Source organism: Mesorhizobium sp. B3-1-8 (assembly GCF_006439495.1).
In the GTDB taxonomy this organism is placed as follows: Bacteria; Pseudomonadota; Alphaproteobacteria; order Rhizobiales; family Rhizobiaceae; genus Mesorhizobium.
In genome coordinates this window covers 1-2,315 of the sequence record NZ_VFTK01000081.1, presented here as the reverse complement: position 1 = coordinate 2,315, position 2,315 = coordinate 1, and the positions used below count along the sequence as shown (strand labels likewise).

Genomic DNA, 2,315 nt, shown 5'->3' with positions numbered 1-2,315 from the left:
TGTAGCCGCCATTTAGTAATGCGACAGTTGCCCCAGTTAGAGATGCGACACTTCCCGCTTCCGAGGCTGGTCAACATGAAGCTGGAAAGGAAGGCTGGCGACTTCACAGAGCCTGGCGTGAGACCGGGCCCATTGCGGAGCCGTCATGCCTTTGGTCACCTTGTCGCAAAAAGAGCTGCATCGTCTCGAAGCCATCCAGAAGATTCGCGACCGGCGACTGAGCGTCGTCCAGGCGGCGGAACTTCTTCATCTCAGCCGCAGTCAGGTTCACCGGCTGTTGCAGGCCTATGACCAAGACGGAGCCGACGGGCTGGCGTCGAAGAAGCGCGGCCGGCCGAGCAATCGGCGCCATGATGAGGACTTCCGCAACGCGGTATTGGATCTGGTGCGTGAGCGCTACCGGGATTTCGGCCCGACGCTTGCCCGCGAGAAGTTGCTTGAGTGGCACCAGATCGCGGTCAGCACGGAGACGCTACGCAAATGGATGACGGAAGCCAGCATCTGGACATCGCGCCGGCAGCGCAAGAAGCAACTCCATCAGCCAAGGGGCCGGCGCGACTGTCTCGGTGAGTTGGTGCAGATCGACGGCTCGCACCATTGGTGGCTCGAGAACCGCGGTCCCAAGTGCGCCCTGCTCGTTTATATCGACGACGCGACGGGCAAGCTGCTGCATCTTCGATTTGCCGGTTCGGAGAATACGTTCGACTATTTGATCGCCACGAAGGCATATTTGCAGGAATGGGGAAAGCCGATCTCATTCTACAGCGACAAGCATGGCATCTTCCGCACGACGCATGGTTCGGAGAAGGATCGGACGAGCGGCCTGACGCAGTTCGGCCGAGCGCTCTATGAGCTCAACATTGATATCATCTGCGCCAACACCCCGCAGGCCAAGGGCCGCGTCGAGCGCGCCAATCAAACGCTCCAGGATCGGCTCGTGAAGGAGTTGCGCCTTCGCGGTATCAGCACGATCGAAGCGGCCAACGCCTTCGCGCCGGAGTTCATAGCGGACTTCAATGCACGCTTCGGCAAGGAGCCCCGCAATCCCAAGGACATGCACCGCCCCCTCGCCAAGCATGAGAACCTGGACAGCGCTATGTGCCGCAAGGAGTTCCGCACGCTGTCGCAAGCCCTGACGCTGCGCTACGACAAGGTGCTGTTCATCCTTGACCCGAGCGATTTTGCGAAGCGCCTGGCCGGCAAGAAGGTTGTCGTCTGCGACTATCCTGATGGCCGTCTCGAGATCATGGAAGGCAGCACGTCCCTGGCCTACAGAACATTCGACAAGTTGCGCTCGGTTCACAGATCCGAAGTCGTCGAGAACAAGCGCCTGGACGAAGCGCTAGCAATGGTCGCCGAGATGCAGGCCGGCCGCGACCTTCAGCGCAGCCAGCACGGCCCGCGCCGCACGGGCCAGGCGAACCACATGTTCGGCATTCCCGATGGCAGCCAGAGCAACGGTTACGTCAAGCGCGGCCGCAAGTCCGGAAAGAGGACGGATTTCATGAACGATCCCGCCGTTGTAGCTCGGCGAGAACAGGCGCTGGCGAGGCTGGAAGCTGCGGAATAAGATTTCACGCCGGATCCTCAGTGACATCGGGCCTATGTGGGCGGCAGCCGTTTAATCTGTTCTGAAGTTCGAGATTTTCAGCGCCGTAGCATGTGCAATAAACGCTTCAATACTGTCCTTTGGGTAGCCAAGGAGAGTGCCCTCTAGCCTCGCTAAATCATTCGTTGTGAAGACGTCAAAGGCTTCCCCGCTGCGGCACATTCGTGAGATCATCTGGCTAAGCTTACAGCGCCACTCCTCTGTTGGCAGGCAGTAGCGACGTTCCTCGATAGAGGTTTCGGGATCAATGTAGGAGAACTTGAGGATACGCCCTTCATCGACAAAGGGCTTGAAATGCGCATCACCGATATCTTCTGCCTTCATACCCGGTTCTGCTGAGAACAGCGCCATTGGTTTCTCGCCCCGAAGCATCATTTGCAGTTCACGGCCATTATGTGGCCCGACGCCAGGCGGGGGCGTGCGTTTTGTCATGAAGGTCTCCAATCCTCTGGTCGCTTCATCGTCGCAAGAAACACTTTTCTCAGCAATGCGCTAAGGGCGGCAAAGGGCGAGCCCCTGCCCTTCGTTGCAGGTCGTTGACAGGCTCTCAAAGCTAAAGCCAAGGAATTCACTGGATCGCACCCGATCGGGCTGCGCAACCCCGACCAGCTGACGCCCGATCGGGCGCTTACGTCGACGCCAAGAAGCGCATCACTGTCGCATTTCTAACTGGCTGGCGGTGTCGCGTCTCTAAATCGCTTTGACA

The 2,315-nt window shown here is 59.0% G+C and carries 2 protein-coding genes; one reads left to right on the top strand and one right to left on the bottom strand.

What is annotated here, in order from left to right; genetic code table 11:
* Positions 1–145 precede the first annotated feature (145 nt).
* A complete protein-coding gene (locus tag FJ424_RS33310) occupies positions 146–1,570 on the top strand; it encodes an ISNCY family transposase (protein ID WP_140660003.1) in 1,425 nt (474 codons plus the stop codon).
* A 51-nt stretch (positions 1,571–1,621) separates the two neighbouring features.
* Here FJ424_RS33310 and FJ424_RS33305 read toward each other — a convergent pair whose 3' ends face one another.
* A complete protein-coding gene (locus tag FJ424_RS33305; RefSeq protein ID WP_140660002.1) occupies positions 1,622–2,041 on the bottom strand; it encodes a hemin receptor in 420 nt (139 codons plus the stop codon).
* Positions 2,042–2,315: the final 274 nt, after the last annotated feature.